Raw genomic sequence first — 18,457 nt, forward strand, 5'->3', positions numbered from 1 at the left:
TTAGCCGATTCGTAACCACAGCTTTGACAGAAATAAGCGATTTTAGATTTAGCCATTATTAGATATGCAGATTTCAGATGTGCAAATATGCACATGTTTTGCCAATAAAATTAGCAATTATAAATGAATGTGCAAGATATGCCTATTGTTAATCTTAGTAGGCTTATAGGAGGCTCCGATGGAGCCGGTTAGGTATTGGAGATATATCTATAAACAGGGTGCTCCTACGGAGCCTGCATTTAAACGGCTCCATAGGAGCCACGTGTTTATAGAGTAAAAAAATAGGTAATTGGCTCCAGCGGAGCCTCCTTTAAAAATTCACCTAACAAAAAAGAGCAGATGCTATTAACATCTGCTCTTTTCTTTCATCTGCATATTTGCACATCTGCAAATCCGCACATTTACAACTTTATCTCTTCGTCTTTATTAGAGAAGAAGTGGAACTCGGTAATCTGGTAAGCAGGGTTGCTTTTGATCTTTATCCACTGGTTATATTTAAAGTACCATTTCATCTGGCGGTTAAATAAACCCTTTTTAATGTATGCCTCAATGTACGGGTGCACACAAAGCGTAATATTTTTCTCGTTTTGCTCTTCCAGGATATAGTTGAAATTGTTCTCAATATCATCCAGTAACAAAATGGTTGGCCTGATAGTACCGGTACCGCCACAAGCAGGGCAAACCTCGCTGGTAACAATATTCATCTCGGGCCTTACCCGTTGGCGGGTAATTTGTATCAATCCAAATTTACTTGGGGGTAATATGGTATGCTTCGCACGGTCATCGGCCATTTGGGCTTTCAGGTAATCAAAAAGCTCTTTACGGTTGGTTGGCTTGTGCATGTCAATAAAATCGACAACCACTATACCTCCCATATCGCGCAGGCGCAACTGGCGGGCAATCTCTTTGGCGGCTTCCTTATTTACCTGGTAAGCGTTCTCTTCCTGGTTCTCTTTATTAGCTGTACGGTTACCGCTGTTCACGTCAATAACGTGCAGGGCTTCTGTATGCTCAATAACCAGGTAGGCGCCACCGGCAAGGTTAACCGTTTTCCCGAAGGTTGATTTTATTTGCTTATCAACGCCATGGTGCTCAAAAATGGGCTCCTTGTGCTTATGCAAACGAACAATGCCTTCCAGATCCGGAGAAATCTCGTGTATGTACGACCTAACCTCTTCATACATACTCTGCTCGTTCACATAGATGTTCTGAAAATCGGGGTTCAAGATATCTCTAAGGATAGTTGAGGTACGGCCAATTTCACCTAAAACCTTTTTAGCAGGTTCGGTTCCGTGTAGCTTGGTAACAAACGTTTCCCATTTAGATATCAGGTCTAACAGATCTTTCTGCAGCTCGGACACACCCTTACCTTCAGATACGGTACGTATAATTACGCCGAAATGCTTTGGTTTAATGCTTTCAACCACCTTACGCAGGCGGTTGCGTTCTGTATTGCTTTTAATTTTCTTCGAGATCGATATCACCTCAGAAAAAGGCACAAGTACCACATACCGGCCTGCTATTGACAGATCAGAACTTAAGCGGGGGCCTTTTGTAGAAATTGGCTCCTTCGCTATTTGTACAGGTACAAGCAGGCTTTTTGATAATACATCAGAGATTTTGCCCCCTTTGTTAATATCAGCTTCCGGCTTAAAATTATCTAAAAGCTTCGATTGGTACCCACCGCTACGTACTTGTTTGGTAAGCTTAAGCAGGCTTTGAACCTGCGGCCCCAAATCAAGGTAATGCAAAAAGGCATCCTTCTCATAACCAACATCCACAAAAGCGGCATTAAGGCTGGGCATAATTTTTTTAATGCGGCCTAAATATATATCGCCAACAGTATAATTGTTAGTGATTTGCTCTTTATGGAGTTCTACAAGTTGTTTGTCCTGTAATAATGCAATAGTAGCCCCGTTGGGGGATGAATCGATAATTAATTCTTTTATCAACTGCTACTCCATTTCTTAAAACGGTGCAAAATTGCACCGCAAGTTAATAAGTGGGTAATAAAACTCACATAAAAACCCCGACAAAAGCCGGGGTATAAACTACCTACGATAGCTTATTTTTTCTTATGTCTGTTTTTTCTTAAACGCTTTTTGCGTTTGTGGGTAGCCATTTTATGTCTCTTACGTTTTTTACCGCTTGGCATAGTAATAATTTTTAAATGTTAATTTATTTTTTTAATTCCTTTATATACTCATCTATGCGCTGTCCGGCAGCCGGATCGCCCATCAATTCTTTGCATTTTTCATAAGCTGCAATCGCTTCTTGTTTTTGGCCCAGTTGTTTATAGCTTTCGGCTAAATAAAAGTAAGGCTCAATTTCTTCTTTTTGCGCAATCATGGTTTTAAACCTGTCAACCGCTTTTGCATACTGCCCGCTTTTCATGGCAAACATGCCTAAATTAAGCAGTGCATCGTGGTTTTTTGGGTCTTGCTTTACTACGTCAAGCAAAAGTGTAATACCTTGCATTGGCATAGCACCACCGTTTACATAAGCAACGCCTAAACCTGTTTTAGCCTCAAGGCTGGCAGGTTGTAGTTTGGTAGCATGGTCAAACGCTTCAACAGCGTTCGCAACATACGTACCTTGTGCAGATGTATCTTGCGATAACTTATAAGCAGCATTAAAATTTTTACCTGCGTTTAACCAATCTGCCATTTCATTGCTTTTGTGGGCAATATCAAAATAGTAGAAAGCCGCAGGTGCCGGTTGGGTAACGCTATCCCATGCTTTGGCTAATTGCCTTTGCAGGGTAAGTTTATCTGCTTCGCCGGCTGTTTTAAGCTTACTTTCAAGCGCGCTTATTTCTGTTGCAATAGAAGCATCAATATTGGGTTTAGCCAATGCCGATACCGAAGCCGCATTTATATTAGCGTTTGCTTTTACCGCCGGGGGCATTGCCGCGGCACCGCCGCGTGTTGCTTCCTTTGGTTTAACCAAACCCTTAACGGGTAAAGAATACAAATAGCCCATAATAGCAATTACTGCTACGCCAACAACTATTTGAGGTCTCTTCATACTGATTATTTGGTTGCTTTAGTGGTTTTGTTACCAGAGCGTACTTTTTCAACAAAAGTTTTAGCTGGTTTAAAGCTTGGCACAAAGTGCTCAGGGATGATAATAGCAGTGTTTTTTGAGATGTTACGGGCTGTCTTTTTAGCTCTTTTTTTAACAACAAAGCTGCCGAAACCTCTTACGTATACGTTTTCGCCGCCAACCATTGAGCTTTTAACTACCTTAAAAAACGCCTCAACAGTTTCCTGCACGTCCACTTTTTCGATTCCTGTTTTAGATGAGATTTCAGCTATTATTTCTGCCTTGGTCATATCCTGTTTTCTTTTATTTAAATGTATAAATACTTAACTGTTTTGGGGTTGCAAAAGTATCGCTTTATAATTAAAGAATAAAATAAATAGCAGATTTTTTTTCGAAGAGGCCTAAATGAGCAATTTTCGTTACAAATTATGATACAGAGATGATAAGGTGTTAATTTGCAGCCAATGGATTTTTCTGCAGAATTGATAAGCTGGTATGATGATAATAAACGCGATCTGCCATGGCGTAATACTACTAATGCGTATATAATATGGCTGTCGGAAATTATACTGCAGCAAACCCGTGTTGAGCAAGGTATGCCCTATTTTTATCGCTTTGCAGAAAAGTATCCAACGGTAACTGCCTTTGCAGCAGCACATGAGGATGAAATACTAAGATTGTGGCAAGGCCTGGGTTATTATTCACGTGGCCGTAATATGTTGAAAACAGCCCAGCTGGTTCAGGAAAAATATAGTGGTGTATTCCCGGTTAGGTATGATGAATTAATAAAGCTTAAAGGGATAGGAGAGTATACTGCTGCTGCCATATCATCCTTCGCGGCCAACGAGGTAAGGGCAGTGGTTGATGGCAACGTTTATCGTGTACTGGCCAGGTATTTTGGGATAGATGAGCCGATAAATTCGCCAAAAGGAAAAAAAATGTTCCAGAAAATTGCCGATGATGTGCTTGATAAAGCCCGCCCGGCGATACATAACCAAGCCATGATGGAGTTTGGCGCTATGCTTTGCAAACCTAAAAACCCGGCATGCGGTATTTGCCCTGTGCGGATAGGCTGTGTTGCTTTTAAAACAAACGCGACAACATATTTACCCGTAAAAACGAACAAGGTTAAAGTAAGAGAAAGATTTTTTAACTATGTGTTAATATCCGATGGCGAAAAGATATTGATGAATAAGCGTAATGAAGGTGATATTTGGGCAAATATGTACGATCTTCCAGTGATTGAAACAACCGAATTAATGGAGCCGGCCGAATTATTAAAACTTCCACAGATGAGTGTTTTTGGTCAAAATATTGTGTTAAAGGATAATTCGGCTATAATTAAGCATGTATTAACGCATCAAAATTTGTATATTAGATTTTTAATATTAAAAGATTTCCCTAAAAAATTACAGGACAATTGGTTTTACACGGATGTTGCTAATTTGAAAAACTTAGCGCTTCCACAGCGTATTTTTATATTTATAAAATATTTTTTTAATTTCTAAATAATTCTCCGTTAATTTATGGCATGTCAGGAATTAATAAAGTGATACTTGTGGGGCATTTAGGTAAAGATCCCGAAGTACGGCATTTAGAGGGTGGTGTAGCTGTTGCAAGTTTCCCTTTGGCAACATCTGAAACGTTTAATAAGGATGGCCGTAAGGTTGAGCAAACCGAATGGCATAACATTGTTATGTGGCGCGGTCTTGCAGATGTAGCAGCTAAATTTTTACAAAAAGGCAAACTTGTTTACATTGAAGGTAAACTGCGCACCCGCTCTTTTGAAGATAAAGAAGGAATAAAAAAATATACAACCGAAGTTGTTGCCGAAAACTTTACCATGCTAGGCCGCAAAACCGACTTTGAGAACGACGGCAACCATCGCCCGGCTATAGCAAAAACCACTGATACCGATGGCTATCGTAATAACGATGCAGACGATCTTCCCTTTTAACTAATTATAAATTTATTCTATTAAATATAAAGAAGCCCCGCAGATACTGCGGGGCTTTCTTTTTAGCCTCACCCAACCCTCTCCAAAGGAGAGGGCTTGCAGGAGGGTTATCTTGCTCCCGGAGGGCAGTGTTCTCTTAAATAATTTGTATACAGGGTGCGTAAATGCATCCCTGTACCAGGCCCTTCAGATATGCTGTGGGTACGATTTGGGTATAACATCAGTTGAAACTGTTTGTTGTTTTTAACCAGTTCGTTTATCAGTAATTCGGCATTTTGGTAATGCACATTATCATCGCCGGTGCCGTGTATATATAGTAAGTTGCCTTTTAAGTTTTTAGCATACGTAATAGGCGAACCCTTTAAGAATGCAGCCCTGCCCGCTTCATCAACAGGCACACCGGTATAACGTTCCTGGTAAATATTATCATAAGTTAATTGATTGCCTACCGCGGCAATTGCAATACCTGTTTTAAATATTTCGGGATATTGGAACATCAGGTTTAAGGTAGACGACCCGCCGCCGCTCCAGCCCCATACGGCTACGCGCGAGGTATCCAGATAAGCGCGTTCTTTTAACAATTGCTTCGTGCCCATTGCCAGATCACGGATATTTAGCGTGCCAATACCTTTATAGATAGATTTGCGCCATTCGCGGCCTTTAGGCACAGGTGTACCACGGTTATCTATTGACATGTAGATGTAGCCATCCTGCGCCATATTGCCGGTATACATAAAGTTGTAGCTGCTGCCATTTTCGTCCTTTACATTTTGGCCCCATGGTTCACCGTATACATACAAAACAACCGGGTATTTCTTAGCCGGATCAAAGTTATCCGGTTTTACCATCCAGCCGTCCATCTCTACGCCTTCCTCGGTTTTTACTTTGAAGAACTCAACGTTCGATTTTGCTTTTAAGCCTGCCGATGCGGTTACAGCTTTGGCCACTTTTTCGTCGCCACTAAAAGTTTTATGATCTGGTAGGGATATCACTTCATTAACACCTTCGGTATAGTAGTTAGAAAAGGCATGTGTAGCAGCCTTGCCATTTGGCGATACATCATACTCATGCGTACCTGCCTGGTTGGCCGGTGTAAGGCGCTCGGCTTTGCCGCTGCCATCCAGTTTTGTGCGGTACAAATACTTTTGCGTAGCATTATCCGGCGAAGCCGAAAAGTAAACATAGCCCGACTTTTCGTCGATAGCGTTTATCTGCATCACATCGTAATTACCTTTGGTAACCAGCTTTTCTTTTTTACCGTCGTGGCTAATGCGGTATAGGTGTCGCCATCCGTCTTTTTCGCTCGCCCATAAAAAATCGGCGCCGTTTTTAAACCAATCCCAGCCACCGTAATAATAATGCTCTTCCCACTCTGGCAAAATATCTAACCAGGTCGCATCTTTTTCCTGGTAAATGGTTGATGATTTACCGGTAGCAACGTTACAAAGCATTACCTCTGTTTGGTTTTGCGCCCTGTTTAGGTGCTGAATGATCAGTTCGGTATTATTAGCAGCCCACTCCATACGCGGCACGTACGATTGTAAAACCGGGTCGGTTGGGATATCCATCCATTTGGTAGTGCCGCCTGCCGCGCTTATCACTCCTATTTTAAACGGAGATGGCGCCTCGCCTGCAACAGGATACTCAACCGGTTTTACATAAGGGTAAATAGAATCGGTTGTGTTGAGCATTAAATAATTTTTGGTTTTGCCGGCATCTATCTGCCAATAGGCTATCTGTTTGCTATCAGGGCTCCAACGGAAACCATCGCGGCAGAAAAACTCTTCCTCGTACACCCAGTCGAATGTGCCGTTAATAAGCTTTGTTGTACCATCGGTGGTTAACTGCTTAACGCTGCCATCGGCTAAAGCTTCTACATAAATATTATGCCCGCTTACATAGCCTACCTTGCTTGCATCTGGCGAAAACTTGCCAAACATTAATGATGATGCCGGCAGATTAGCGCCCAGTTTGGTTAATTTTTTGGTGGTAAAATCGTACACCCAGTAATCGCCGCGGGTTGGGTAACGCCATACTTTTTTAGCGTTGGTATAAAGCAAAACCTTCTGCCCGTCATCCGACAGGTAGAAATTACGCACCGCTATTGTTTTTTGCCCCTGTGGGGTAAGCATCTCCTTGCTTAGTAAAACTATTTTTTTTGCGGCATCGCGTGCATCAAGCACAACAATTTCACCGCTTTGTACTTTGTAGTATTGATACCCGTCTTTTGCCCAATGTGTAGACGGTATTTGAGCCATAACGGCGTTTTGTGCCAATATTAAAAGCAAAAACGCAATGGCGAATATCCCAGTCCGATAATATTTAGTGCTCATGAAAATTGTTTTTTTAATGATTGTCCCCGATTTTATTAAATAAATAACGCTGATGTAAATTTTGCGTTAAATTAGCATTTTAAAGCCCTTGATATAATTTACTATGAAAAAATTACACTTGCTACTTTTATACCTTATTGCCGCTGTAACTGTAAACGCCCAAACCGTAGATAGAAGCAAGTTTATAAAGGATAGTCTGGATATTTATATAAACAAGGCGCTTACCAACTGGCGCATTCCCGGTGCCGCGGTTTGTATAGTAAAGGATGGCAAAATTGTGCTGATGAAAGGTTATGGTATTAAAGAGCTTGGCATGCCAAACAAGGTAGATGTAAATTCCCTGTTTATGATTGGTAGTAATACCAAAGCCTTCACCGCTACTGCATTAGCTATGCTGCAGGCCGAAAAGAAACTATCATTAGATGAAAAGGTAACCAAATATATCCCCGAATTTAAGCTGGAGAACAAAGCCGCGGGCGAAATGGCCATTGTGAAAGATCTGCTGAGCCACCGTTTGGGTTTCCGCACGTTCCAGGGCGATTTTACTTTTTATAATACTAACCTAAGCCGCCATGATGTGATAGAAAAGCTGGGTAAAATGAAGGCTACCTATCCTTTCCGTACTACATGGGGGTACACCAACTCGGCATTTTTAACAGCGGGCGAAATTATCCCGAGGGTTACCGGTAAACCATGGGAAGTATATTTAAAAGAAAGTATTTTTGCCCCGCTGGGGATGACCAACACGCTGGCCTTAACCGCCGAAATGCCAAAAGCGCTGAACCGTACCGTACCGCACACTCTGGTTGATGGTAGGTTAACCGCAATACCTTATTGCAATATAGATGGATTGGCGCCCGCGGGTAGCATAAGTTCATCTGTTAACGATATGAGTAAATGGGTGATGGCTTTGCTGGATAATGGCAAGGTTGGCAACAGGCAGGTAATACCTGCCGCTGCAGTTGCAGCCACCCGCCAACCGCAGGATTATGTTTCTACTGTTAATTATTTAAATGGTGACGTTGGATTTGAGCTATACGGTTTAGGCTGGTCATTACAAGATTATTGCGGGCGCCGGCTGGTAATGCATACGGGCGGGGTTAACGGTTATGTATCATCGGTAACATTGGTACCAAAAGAAAACCTGGGCATTATCATACTCACCAATACCGATCAGAACGCGCTTTACGAAGCACTGCGCTGGGATATAATAGATGCATTCTTTAAAAACAAAAATTACCATTATAATGAAACTTACCTGGCTTATAATAAAACTAACACTACAAAAGAGTTAGCAGCTGATAAAAAGCTGCGTGACAGTACTTTGCTGAACATTAAGCCTGAGCTGTCGGCAAGTAAATACACTGGTAAATATGTGAACGATCTTTATGGCAGCCTGGATATTACCCAGGGCGAAGTAGGGAATGACCTGGAGATCCGTTTTGAGCATCACCCTAAGATGTTTGCCCGTTTACAGCCGCTTGGAGGCAACCGATTTTACGTAACATTTTCTGACCCGGTTTATGGCAAAGCGATATTCCCGTTCGCGGTTAAGGATGGTAAAGTAACGGGCATTAGGGTTAAGGTAGCCGACTTTGTAGAGTATAACGCTTACGATTTTAGGAAGGTAGATAAGTAAATACATGTCATGGTGAGCCTGTCGAACCATTTGCAAGGTGGCTAAGTCTTCGACAGGCTCAGACTGACATGTCGCCTTCGATTGATCCTACAACCAATCCACCAATCCGGCTTTTAGTATCTCCACCAATTCCGGGTCGTTAAACTGGTAATCATCCTCAATATTTAAAACAATAAGCTTTTTGTGGCGGATGTTGAATTGCTGTTTAATAATATCCCGGTGTTTATATTCCATCACAAAAACAACATCGGCCCAATCAATTAACTTTTGATTGAGTTTGATGCGTGCTTTATCACTTGTACCCGCAGAGCGGGCGTTGTGCAACTGATGCCCTTTAAATAATAGCTCGGCCGTTGGGCTGCGCCATTGGTTTTTACTGCAGATGAAGAGAAGGTTGGGCAACGGAATGGCTAAGTAGTGTTTAATATTCGGAGAACTAATATTACGATTAGTACAACGATCGACAGATAGAAAATTCTTGTTCCATGTGCTCTGTCTGCTTCAGCATAACTAAACACCTGCTCGCCGTTAGGCAATGTCTTTTTGCTGTTGGCCAGGTACCAGCCTATAAATGCTCCCAGCGCACCGCCGAGTAAAGCGAATAAGTAGCCTATAATTATCCCGGACGTTGGTGATGATTGTGGTTGTTTTAGCTGTTCAATACGTTGGTTACTTAATTGCTTTATGGTTTGTACGGTTATGTTAACACCTCTTTCTTTCAAAATTTTGATAGCAAGCAGGTTATCAAACTCGCTCCATTCGTCGGGTTTAGAAACAAGGTCTGTAAGCTCGTCATTTGTAAAGCTGTACAAGTAGTGGTCAGGTCCTGCGGCTTCAACGCCTTCCGCTTCTTCGTTTTTTAATATTTCGTTTACCCTTGTAAAATCATCAGCATTAATTTGCACAACATAATCTTTTGATGTTTCATCTGTGTTAAACGCGGGATTAAACAGGGTAGATTCCTCTTCTACCCTATAGTTAATATTATGCCGGTCCAATGTTTCGGCAAGTGAACTTGCCAAAGCTATATCATTAAATTTCTTATACGTGATCAGTTCTGTACCCATACTATTTTCTTTTTCCTGCCATATAATCTAACGTTAAATTACATAGGGCTTTTACACCAAGCGTAAATCCGCTTTCGTCAATAAAAAAATCGGGCGTGTGGTGCGATGGGGCTGTTATACTGTTGCCACCTTTGGGCATGCCACCTAAAAAGAAGAATATGCCCGGTACTTTTTGCTGATAAAAACTAAAATCCTCGGCACCGGTTACAGGCGGGCGCAGCAATACATTTTCTTTACCGGCGGTGCCTTCTAATGTAGGCAGCATTTTGGCCGTAAGGGCTATATCATTAAAGGTAACGGGATATTGATTGCTATATGGGATCAATACTTCGGCTGTTGCGCCATAGGCTTCGGCAGTTTTGGTGGCAATGCGTTTTACATTTTCTGTGATCGTTTTTTCATCGGCATCGGTAAAGTAGCGCACGGTTCCCTGCATTTTAACGCTCTCGGGGATGATATTGAAGCGCGACCCTCCATTTATTAAACCAATAGTTACCACAGCAGGGTTTTCGGTAACGTTTATGTTGCGGCTAACAATGCTTTGCAAACTGCTGATGATCTGTGCCGAAACTACAATGGGGTCGATACTGCTCCATGGATAAGCACCGTGTGCCGAGCGCCCTTTTACGGTGATCTGCAGATCTTTCACGCCTGCCATTGTACCACCAGGGCGGTAAACTATTTTGCCAACTTCGGTTTGCGAGTTGATGTGCAAGCCAAAGATAACATCAACCTTTGGGTTCTCCAATACACCTTGTTTCACCATCTCTTCGGCACCACCCTTTTCGCCCACCGGTGCACCCTCTTCGGCAGGCTGAAAAATGAATTTTACAGTGCCCCGCAGGTCTTTTTTCATGGACGATAATACCTCGGCCACTCCCATTAGTATGGCCATGTGCGAATCGTGTCCGCAGGCATGCATTACGCCAACCTCCTGTCCGTTATATTGAGCCTTTACTTTTGAAGCGAATGGCAGGTTAACACGCTCGGTAACAGGCAAGCCGTCCATATCGGCACGTAATGCTACAACAGGGCCCGGCAAGCCGCCTTTTAAAATGCCAACAACACCGGTAGTGGCAATGCCGGTTTGCACCTCTATGCCTAACGATTGCAGGTGTTTGGCAATAATACCAGATGTGCGCACCTCGCGGTTACCCAGTTCCGGGTGTTCATGAAAATCGCGCCGCCAGGCAATTATTTTGCTTTCCAGGGCATCTGCCTTTGTGCTTATTGTTTTTCTTAAGGGATTGTTTTGTGCGCTTACTGTTAGCGAAAAAAGCAAGACCGCGGGAATGAGTATTTTTTTCATGATCAAAGGGCTTAGGCCTGCTAAATATAAGTATTTATACCCAAAATCATTATCCGTCACATTTTACACCGCCTTCATCACATTTATTTTATACCAGCTGTAGTTTGGCTTAAGCTTGTATCATAATTATCAAAACCTATCATGAAATATAGCAAAATAGAGCTTTGGGTATCAACAGTGTTTTTTATACTGATCCTGTTCTCAAAAATTTATTACGGGTTAAGCGATTATGGTTATATCATAACACGCAGCCATTTATCCACCGATACTATTTTTAACCAATTATTACCGCGCCTGTTTTTTATTATAGTTACTTACTGCGGGTTCCTGGTATTAAATTTTTATGTTTTGCCTAAATTATGGTGGCGCAAAATGTATCCGGCGGCTATAGGTGCAACATTAGGTGTGCTAATAGGAATGGGCCTTTGCTTTATGGTAATACAAAGCTACCAAAGCAGTTGGATATATGATCAATACCCCAAAGGGCAAGCCGCGAACATGGCTTTTTTTAGCCGTGGCTTTAGTACGGCAACTTTGTTTTTTTTGATATACGGAGTGTACATATTGATACGGGAAGGTATCATTTATCAGTACAATATTTATAAAGCAAAGCAAAACTTGTCCTCTCGTATTTTAAGGGAAATTATATCGGTAGTTTCAGCGTGGCTTGCCTTGTTGTTTCCTGTGCTGGTCATTAATGGCCCTTCTTTTTTAACCGGAATAGGTCCGTTTTACCTGGTGGTACTGCCTTTTTGCTTCTGTATCTATTTTATGAATTTATACTGGCTTATCCCGCTTTATAAAAAAGGTGTTTTCCCACAGGTGGGTACATATCTATTGGGGTTAATTACGGTGGCCGTAATGCTGGGTATGTTAGAGATAGCCATGCTTATGCAGTTCAGGCCAGCCCTGTCTATGTTAGGCCACATTGTTGTTTATTGGCTGCCGCCGTTAGCTTTAACAGCTGGTTTATCGTGGGCGGTATACCTCACAAATGCCAAAACCTATCAGCAACTATCCACTTTAAAAACCGCTTTGGGGGCTTCGGACGCCAACCTGCAGTTTTTGCGCTCGCAAATAAACCCGCATTTTTTGTTTAATGTACTAAACACTCTTTACGGAACAGCGCTCACAGAAAAGGCCGAAAAAACAGGCGAAGGCATCCAAAAATTAGGGGATATGATGCGCTTTATGCTGCATGAAAATAACCAGGATATTATCCCTCTAACGCGAGAGATGGAATACCTTCACAACTATATCGACCTGCAAAACCTGCGCGTTGCCCTATCGGATAATATCGAAATAAAAACAGATATCACTGATAAATACAATACGCTAAACATTGCACCCATGCTGCTGATTCCTTTCATAGAGAATGCCTATAAACATGGGTTGAGTTTTAAACAAAGATCATGGATAAATATCAGCTTGCAGTTAACGGATGGTGTTTTACAACTGGATGTTTACAACAGCTTGCACCCGGGTAAAGAAAACGACCCCGAAAAGGAACGATCGGGCATTGGGCTGGAGAATGTAAAACAACGGCTGCAACTCCTTTATCCCCAAAAGCATGAGCTTGTTATCCGCCAAAATGCAAGCGAATTTTTCATCCACCTAACCCTGCAATTATCATGAAAAAACTATTTACACTTGTGCTTATCATCGGTACAACAACCAACATCTTTGCCCAGTTTAAATTAAGCGGCAAAATAAATAACACAACCAAAGCTGATACGCTTTACTTAAATATCCCCTTCATTTATGGCTATTATCATGATAATGACGTAGCTATACCGGTTGATGCACAGGGAAATTTTAATAAAACCATTAACGTACCGCAGCAAAAATTTGCTACTATAAGCTTTGAGGGCAAAACATCAACCCTGCTGCTTACCCCCGGCAAGGCACTTCATATAACCCTAAACCTCGCGGATACCAGCATTACCAACTTTAAAGGTTCGGCCGCAGAAGAGAATAGGTTGTTGTATCAGGTAAGCTTAAATGCAATACCTTTTTTTGCAAAAGATAATAAAACCAACCCTTATGAAAAGCTCACGAATACTGATCTACAGGAGCAAGTAATAAAGCCATGGGCCGCTATTCGCGATAATAACATAGGGTTAATAGAGTCGTCCGGTTTATCTCTACACGATAAAAAACTGATAATTCAGGAGATAAAGGCAAATTACATTACCCAGCTTAACTTTTTTGCGCGTGCATATATGAAGGGCGACAGAAGTCAGATCTTTAGTTTTATAGAGAGCTTTTATAAAGATGTACCACTTGGTCCGGAGATCCTGCCTGCGGGGCAACAGTATTATTTTTTTGCCGATAGCTACATTGGTTATTATGAAATTATGGCATTTAAAGATTTGCCTGCCGAGAAAGTTAAAGAGCCATCAACCTTTTTAAAATATTACAACATTACCATTGATAGCGGTAATAGAGTAGCAAAGCTAAAAGGCAAATCATTCATCAACTGGATATTGGTTAAAAACAATTACCCTGATAGAATAGCCGAGAGCTGGCTCGCACAAAATATTTTCACAAAATGCAGTAGCAAAGATTTAGCATACGCCAAACCATTAATGGAGGAGCTGAAAACGCTTTATCCGCATAGCAAATACATTCAATACCTATCCGCAAAATTGAAAACGCTGGAGGTTTTGCTTGCGGAAAACAGGGCTAACAAGGATATTATTATTGCCGATGGTTACGAAAAGATGACGTCGATTTACGAGGTTATTAATAAGCTAAAAGGCAAGGTTGTTTATTTGGATATTTGGGGCACATGGTGCGGCCCCTGCAAAGAAGAATTGTGTTATAACCCACAACTAAAACAATATTTTAAAGGGAAAGATGTAGCTTTTGTTTACCTTGACATGGATGATGACATGAAGGACAGCCAATGGCGCGATTTTATAAAAGTGAACGGAATGACAGGGGTACACCTACGCAAAAGCAATAAGGATATTCAACCGTTTTGGGCCGAGCTGATGCCAAAAGGCAACGCCACGAGGTATTACCCTATGTATTTCATTTTTGATAAAGAGGGTAAGTTGGTACAGGCCAACGCCAAACGGCCAAGTGATAAAGCCGGGTTATATAAAGAGATAGAACAGTATTTATGATTAGAGCCATTGCCATAGATGATGAACCTTTAGCCCTTGAGGTTGTTCGCTCGCATGCGGATAAGGTGCCGTTCCTGCATCTTACAGCGTGTTTTACCGATGCTTTTAAAGCCATTGAATATTTAGCAAATAATCCGGTAGAGCTGCTTTTTCTGGATATTAAAATGCCCGATATATCGGGGCTGGAATTAATGGAAAGCCTTCAACAAAAGCCAATGGTTATTTTCACCACGGCCTATGCCGAGCATGCGGTGCAAAGTTATGAGCTAAACGCTATTGACTACCTGCTTAAGCCATTTGCATTTCCACGGTTTTTAAAAGCATGCCATAAAGCGAACGATCTGCTGCAAGCTAAAGGCAATAAGCAGCCGGAAATTAATGGAAGTATATTTATAAAGGCCGGGTATGAGCAGGTTAAAATTAATTTTACGGATATACTTTACCTGGAAAGTGGCGGCAACTATATGAGCTTTATTTTAGCCGATGGCCGCAAAATATTATCAAGGTTAACTATTAATGATACATTGGCACTGCTGCCACAAAAACAATTTGAAAGGGTGCATAGGTCATATATTGTAAATAAGGATAAGATTGACAGGATAGAGCGCCACCAGTTACATATAGGTACGCAAACTGTTCCTGTGGGTAGTGCATTTAAAATAGGTTATATTAAATAAAAAAGCGCTTTAGTTTAGTAAAGCGCTTTTTTAAAATGTTGTATTTGGATATTATATTGCCGGTATTACTGGAGTTGCCTCTTTAACCGTAATAGTAAATATAATAACAGTGTTTGGGGCAATAGGCCCATTACCAATTGGCCCGTAAGCTAACCCGGAAGGTAAGATCAGCAGTATTTTTCCGCCTACTTTAACCTTTGGAACGCCAATTTTCCAGCCTGCGATAATATTAGTGGACGCAGAAAGTGCTGTAGTAAAATTTTCGTTAGCATCAAATTGGGCGCCATTTAAACTTTTACCTACATAACTTACTTTTACAGTTGAGGCATTGGTTATGACTGAACCTGTACCTTCAGTTATCACCTGGTAATATAAGCCCGAGGAATCTTTGGTAGCTGTAATATCACTATGCGCGGCTAAATAAGTTTTTATAGTGGCATCATCAATTTTGGCCTGCGCAACCGGATCAAACGGAGGTGGCGCATCGTTTTTCGTACATGAACTTAGGCCTAAAACGACCATGCTTAAAATAAATAGATACTTTTTCATAATTAGTTATTGATGTTTAAAAATTTAATTACTGAATACTCAATACGTCAATGGTAAATACCAGGACTGAATTTGCCGGAACTTTCGCGCTTGGGGATGTGTTACCATATGCCAAACCAGAAGGTATAATTAGCAGTAAACGACCATTAACTTTACCATGAAGCAACCCGGTTTTCCAGCCTTTAATAATATTACCTTGTAAATTAGCTGCCAACCCGGTGCCGGCATCAAACTGGGTACCATTTAATAATTTGCCAACATAGTTTACATTAACAGTACTTGTAGCTGTAGGGTTTGCACCAGTGCCTTCGGTTATAACCTGGTAATACACGCCGCTTGCATCTTTAGTAGCATCAATACTGGGGTTAGCGGCCAAATAAGCCTGTATCGCTGTTTCATCTTTTGCAGCCTGTGCGTTAGCGTCAAATTCGCTGTCTTTTTTGCATGATGCAAAAACCGCCAGGAACAAGCTTAGTAGTAGGATGTGTTTCTTCATATTTTTATAATACGTATAAAATTATGCTGGTGATACAGTTGTTTTAATTTTTAGTTCATTTAGTTGCGTATCAGCTATGGTTGATGGCGAATCTATCATCACATCGCGGCCCGAATTGTTTTTGGGGAACGCAATAACATCACGGATAGAATCTAATCCGGCAAAGATGGAGGTCAACCTATCGAACCCGAAAGCGATACCACCATGCGGAGGCGCGCCATATTCAAAGGCATCCATTAAAAAGCCAAATTGTTTTTGCGCTTCCTCGGGCGAAAAGCCCAGGTGTTTAAACATTAACGATTGCAAGGCACGGTCATGGATCCGGATAGAACCACCACCAATTTCGGTACCATTAATAACCAAATCGTATGCATTTGCACGAACGTTTTTAGGGTCGGTATCTAACAAAGCAATATCCTCTGGCTTAGGCGAGGTGAACGGATGGTGCATGGCATGGTAACGCTCGGTTTCTTCGTCCCACTCTAACAGCGGGAAATCAAGCACCCAAAGCGGCGCGAATTTATTTTTATCGCGCAGGCCTAAACGGCCACCAACCTCTAAACGCAGCTCGTTTAATTGCTTGCGCACTTTATCGGTTTCGCCGGCTAATATTAAAATTAAGTCGCCTTGTTCAGCTTCAAATGCGGCTGCCCAGTTGGTCAGTTCATCCTCGCTGTAAAATTTATCTACAGATGATTTTAGTGTACCATCTTCATTGTAACGGCAGTAAATTAAGCCGGTAGCGCCAATTTGCGGGCGTTTTATCCACTCGGTTAGCTCATCAATTTGCTTGCGGGTATAACCGGCGCAGCCTTTTGCGTTGATACCAACAACAAGCTCGGCATTATCAAAAATGCTAAAGCCTTTGCCTTTTACCACATCGTTCAGTTCAACAAACTGCATCGCAAAGCGGGTATCCGGTTTATCAGAACCATATAACCGCATAGCATCAGCATATTGCATCCGTGGGAAATTGCCAAGTTCCAGACCCTTTACGGCGCTGAACAGGTGGCGGGTTAATCCTTCAAAAATATTAAGAATATCTTCCTGGGTAATGAACGACATTTCGCAGTCAATCTGGGTAAACTCCGGCTGGCGGTCGGCACGCAGATCTTCGTCCCTAAAACATTTCACAATTTGGAAGTAACGGTCGAAACCGCTTACCATTAGCAATTGCTTAAAAGTTTGCGGCGATTGCGGCAGGGCATAAAACTCGCCCGGGTTCATGCGGCTTGGCACCACAAAATCGCGTGCACCTTCCGGGGTTGATTTGATCAGTACCGGGGTTTCTACTTCAATAAAGTCAAGCCCGTCTAAATATTTACGGATCTCCTGGGCCATTTTGTGGCGCAGAACAAGGTTATTGCGTATCGGGTTACGGCGCAGGTCGAGGTAACGGTATTTAGCGCGTAATTCTTCACCGCCATCTGTTTCATCCTCAATTAAAAACGGAGGGATCTTAGACGCGTTAAGTATTTCCAGTTCGGTAACGGCAATTTCAATTTCGCCTGTAGGGATCTTGGTGTTTTTGTTAGAACGCTCCAGCACCTTGCCTGTTACCTTAATAACAAACTCGCGGCCCAGCTGCTTACCGGCTTCGCGCAGGTCGGCATCTGTATCGGTATTTAAAACCAGTTGGGTTAAACCATAGCGGTCGCGTACATCTATAAAAGTTGTACCACCCAAATCGCGCGATTTTTGAACCCATCCGCAAAGGGTTACCGTTTCACCTAAATTGCTGATATTTAATTGTCCGCAGGTATGTGTTCTAAGCATAATTCCTTCTTTTAAAAGTCAGCAAAAGTAATGTTTTTTGAGATATGAGATGTGAGATATGAGTATTGAGATAGAAGAAAGTTTGCAAATTTGACAACTATTGACCCTCACTGCTGTTTTTCTCACATCTAATCTCTCATATCTCACATCTATTTTTATATTTGCCCCATAATTCTCAAGGGGTGCCTTGCTTTGAGCAATCAAACTGAAAGACAGGCTGAGATCAAACCCATGATCCCCCGGACCCCCTAAAGGGGAGCAATAAAATCCTAAAGTCGACTTAGGACTGCCTGCTCCCCCTTTAGGGGGCCGGGGGGCGACACCTGATCCGGGTAATGCCGGCGTAGGGAGAGGTAACAAGTTAAGTGTACTGCCATTATACCCTGGTGAGCAGATGGTTTAACTAATTTATTGTTTAACAAAAATTGAAAAATTTATTCACGGCGCTTATCGCCCTGCTGCTGCCTGTTTTGGCATC

At 42.0% G+C, this 18,457-nt stretch carries 16 protein-coding genes; 6 read left to right on the forward strand and 10 right to left on the reverse strand.

All coding sequences use genetic code 11. From position 1 onward, the window contains the following. Window positions 1–401: 401 nt before the first annotated feature. The 3 genes from JWQ85_RS17045 to JWQ85_RS17055 all read right to left on the reverse strand — a co-directional run bounded on the left by JWQ85_RS17045 (window position 402) and on the right by JWQ85_RS17055 (window position 3,335). Complete coding sequence (locus JWQ85_RS17045; protein ID WP_256540515.1) at window positions 402–1,952, reverse strand: Rne/Rng family ribonuclease; 1,551 nt, start codon at window positions 1,950–1,952, stop codon at window positions 402–404. A 226-nt stretch (window positions 1,953–2,178) separates the two neighbouring features. Then, a complete protein-coding gene (locus JWQ85_RS17050; protein ID WP_299470127.1) occupies window positions 2,179–3,027 on the reverse strand; it encodes a tetratricopeptide repeat protein in 849 nt (282 codons plus the stop codon). Between the two features lie 5 nt (window positions 3,028–3,032). After that, complete coding sequence (locus JWQ85_RS17055) at window positions 3,033–3,335, reverse strand: HU family DNA-binding protein (RefSeq protein ID WP_299470129.1); 303 nt, start codon at window positions 3,333–3,335, stop codon at window positions 3,033–3,035. Between the two features lie 174 nt (window positions 3,336–3,509). Between JWQ85_RS17055 and mutY the strand changes: the two genes are divergently transcribed. Together mutY and JWQ85_RS17065 are read left to right on the forward strand one after the other, a co-directional pair. Beyond that, complete coding sequence (gene mutY / locus JWQ85_RS17060) at window positions 3,510–4,553, forward strand: A/G-specific adenine glycosylase (RefSeq protein WP_299470131.1); 1,044 nt, start codon at window positions 3,510–3,512, stop codon at window positions 4,551–4,553. Between the two features lie 23 nt (window positions 4,554–4,576). Continuing rightward, the gene (locus JWQ85_RS17065; RefSeq protein WP_299470133.1) at window positions 4,577–5,002 is read left to right on the forward strand and encodes a single-stranded DNA-binding protein; all 426 of its coding nucleotides are present in this window, start codon (window positions 4,577–4,579) and stop codon (window positions 5,000–5,002) included. A 107-nt stretch (window positions 5,003–5,109) separates the two neighbouring features. On the opposite strand, the gene JWQ85_RS17070 is transcribed toward JWQ85_RS17065, so the two are convergent. Then, window positions 5,110–7,335, reverse strand: coding sequence for a S9 family peptidase (locus tag JWQ85_RS17070; RefSeq protein ID WP_299470135.1), 2,226 nt, complete (start codon window positions 7,333–7,335; stop codon window positions 5,110–5,112). 103 nt (window positions 7,336–7,438) lie between these two features. Here JWQ85_RS17070 and JWQ85_RS17075 point away from each other — a divergent pair, with 103 nt between their 5' ends. Continuing rightward, a complete protein-coding gene (locus JWQ85_RS17075) occupies window positions 7,439–8,974 on the forward strand; it encodes a serine hydrolase (RefSeq protein WP_299470137.1) in 1,536 nt (511 codons plus the stop codon). Window positions 8,975–9,061: 87 nt separating this feature from the next. Here the strand turns inward: JWQ85_RS17075 and JWQ85_RS17080 are convergent, their stop codons facing one another. From JWQ85_RS17080 to JWQ85_RS17090, 3 genes are read right to left on the reverse strand one after another with little or no spacing between them, the layout of a single operon-like run. After that, a complete protein-coding gene (locus tag JWQ85_RS17080) occupies window positions 9,062–9,376 on the reverse strand; it encodes a protein tyrosine phosphatase (RefSeq protein WP_299470139.1) in 315 nt (104 codons plus the stop codon). 8 nt (window positions 9,377–9,384) lie between these two features. Beyond that, window positions 9,385–10,041, reverse strand: coding sequence for a hypothetical protein (locus JWQ85_RS17085; protein ID WP_299470141.1), 657 nt, complete (start codon window positions 10,039–10,041; stop codon window positions 9,385–9,387). Between the two features lies 1 nt (window position 10,042). Beyond that, window positions 10,043–11,350, reverse strand: a complete 1,308-nt coding sequence (locus JWQ85_RS17090) for an amidohydrolase (RefSeq protein ID WP_299470143.1) — start codon at window positions 11,348–11,350, stop codon at window positions 10,043–10,045. Window positions 11,351–11,491: 141 nt separating this feature from the next. Between JWQ85_RS17090 and JWQ85_RS17095 the strand changes: the two genes are divergently transcribed. Genes JWQ85_RS17095 through JWQ85_RS17105 form a run of 3 tightly spaced genes read left to right on the forward strand, consistent with a single transcriptional unit; the run spans window position 11,492 to window position 15,158 of the window. Continuing rightward, complete coding sequence (locus JWQ85_RS17095) at window positions 11,492–12,985, forward strand: sensor histidine kinase (RefSeq protein ID WP_299470145.1); 1,494 nt, start codon at window positions 11,492–11,494, stop codon at window positions 12,983–12,985. After that, on the forward strand, window positions 12,982–14,481 hold the full coding sequence (locus JWQ85_RS17100) for a TlpA disulfide reductase family protein (RefSeq protein ID WP_299470147.1): 1,500 nt from the start codon (window positions 12,982–12,984) through the stop codon (window positions 14,479–14,481). Before JWQ85_RS17095 ends, JWQ85_RS17100 begins: the two co-directional genes overlap by 4 nt. Next, window positions 14,478–15,158, forward strand: a complete 681-nt coding sequence (locus JWQ85_RS17105; RefSeq protein ID WP_299470149.1) for a LytTR family DNA-binding domain-containing protein — start codon at window positions 14,478–14,480, stop codon at window positions 15,156–15,158. The genes JWQ85_RS17100 and JWQ85_RS17105 overlap by 4 nt, the downstream gene beginning before the upstream one ends. Window positions 15,159–15,209: 51 nt before the next feature. Here JWQ85_RS17105 and JWQ85_RS17110 read toward each other — a convergent pair whose 3' ends face one another. Genes JWQ85_RS17110 through aspS form a run of 3 tightly spaced genes read right to left on the reverse strand, consistent with a single transcriptional unit; the run spans window position 15,210 to window position 17,979 of the window. Next, a complete protein-coding gene (locus JWQ85_RS17110; RefSeq protein WP_299470151.1) occupies window positions 15,210–15,707 on the reverse strand; it encodes an FKBP-type peptidyl-prolyl cis-trans isomerase in 498 nt (165 codons plus the stop codon). A gap of 28 nt (window positions 15,708–15,735) precedes the next feature. Next, window positions 15,736–16,203, reverse strand: a complete 468-nt coding sequence (locus JWQ85_RS17115; RefSeq protein WP_299470153.1) for an FKBP-type peptidyl-prolyl cis-trans isomerase — start codon at window positions 16,201–16,203, stop codon at window positions 15,736–15,738. Window positions 16,204–16,224: 21 nt separating this feature from the next. Next, the gene (gene aspS / locus JWQ85_RS17120) at window positions 16,225–17,979 is read right to left on the reverse strand and encodes an aspartate--tRNA ligase (RefSeq protein WP_299470155.1); all 1,755 of its coding nucleotides are present in this window, start codon (window positions 17,977–17,979) and stop codon (window positions 16,225–16,227) included. Window positions 17,980–18,457 lie beyond the last annotated feature (478 nt).

Source organism: Mucilaginibacter sp., from assembly GCF_028288105.1.
Lineage (GTDB): Bacteria > Bacteroidota > Bacteroidia > Sphingobacteriales > Sphingobacteriaceae > Mucilaginibacter.

Bases quoted from the DNA above. Each gene is read 5' to 3' on its own strand.
- aspS (WP_299470155.1), bottom strand. From the start codon at position 17,979: ATGCTTAGAACACATACCTGCGGACAATTAAATATCAGCAATTTAGGT.
- JWQ85_RS17105 (WP_299470149.1), top strand. From the start codon at position 14,478: ATGATTAGAGCCATTGCCATAGATGATGAACCTTTAGCCCTTGAGGTT.
- JWQ85_RS17085 (WP_299470141.1), bottom strand. From the start codon at position 10,041: ATGGGTACAGAACTGATCACGTATAAGAAATTTAATGATATAGCTTTG.
- JWQ85_RS17050 (WP_299470127.1), bottom strand. From the start codon at position 3,027: ATGAAGAGACCTCAAATAGTTGTTGGCGTAGCAGTAATTGCTATTATG.
- JWQ85_RS17055 (WP_299470129.1), bottom strand. From the start codon at position 3,335: ATGACCAAGGCAGAAATAATAGCTGAAATCTCATCTAAAACAGGAATC.
- JWQ85_RS17115 (WP_299470153.1), bottom strand. From the start codon at position 16,203: ATGAAGAAACACATCCTACTACTAAGCTTGTTCCTGGCGGTTTTTGCA.
- JWQ85_RS17070 (WP_299470135.1), bottom strand. From the start codon at position 7,335: ATGAGCACTAAATATTATCGGACTGGGATATTCGCCATTGCGTTTTTG.
- JWQ85_RS17110 (WP_299470151.1), bottom strand. From the start codon at position 15,707: ATGAAAAAGTATCTATTTATTTTAAGCATGGTCGTTTTAGGCCTAAGT.
- JWQ85_RS17100 (WP_299470147.1), top strand. From the start codon at position 12,982: ATGAAAAAACTATTTACACTTGTGCTTATCATCGGTACAACAACCAAC.
- JWQ85_RS17075 (WP_299470137.1), top strand. From the start codon at position 7,439: ATGAAAAAATTACACTTGCTACTTTTATACCTTATTGCCGCTGTAACT.
- JWQ85_RS17065 (WP_299470133.1), top strand. From the start codon at position 4,577: ATGTCAGGAATTAATAAAGTGATACTTGTGGGGCATTTAGGTAAAGAT.
- JWQ85_RS17095 (WP_299470145.1), top strand. From the start codon at position 11,492: ATGAAATATAGCAAAATAGAGCTTTGGGTATCAACAGTGTTTTTTATA.
- JWQ85_RS17090 (WP_299470143.1), bottom strand. From the start codon at position 11,350: ATGAAAAAAATACTCATTCCCGCGGTCTTGCTTTTTTCGCTAACAGTA.
- mutY (WP_299470131.1), top strand. From the start codon at position 3,510: ATGGATTTTTCTGCAGAATTGATAAGCTGGTATGATGATAATAAACGC.